The organism is Bacillus sp. SIMBA_031 (assembly GCF_046535225.1).
Classification (GTDB): Bacteria; Bacillota; Bacilli; order Bacillales; family Bacillaceae; genus Bacillus; species Bacillus velezensis.
Genome location: NZ_JAWRXC010000283.1, coordinates 1 through 269 on the forward strand (window position 1 = coordinate 1; position 269 = coordinate 269).

The 269-nt window shown below is 59.1% G+C and carries 1 protein-coding gene; it reads right to left on the minus strand.

The features are described from left to right. Positions 1-269: hypothetical protein (locus tag SB724_RS20335; RefSeq protein WP_410572684.1), on the minus strand; the 269-nt coding region annotated here is incomplete at both ends.

Below are 269 nucleotides of genomic sequence, written 5' to 3' on the forward strand. Positions count from 1 at the left end.
GGTTCGTCGCTCACCCTCTGCGGATCACACATTCTGAAGAGCAGCACACCATCGCACAGGCCCACCAGGCCGAGTGCGAGGGCGTCCGCCTGCAGAGGCAATGGACTGCCGTCGCGCACTGAAAACGTGCGGATGTACGTGCTGACCCGCTCGATCTTTTCATGCCGGAAGGCGTTAAAGCGCTCCTGAAACGCGGTGTCTCTGCACGCGAGTAGCATGGCCTCGACCCAAAGCGGAAAGCAGTGAAAATACCGCTTGTAGTATGCGAT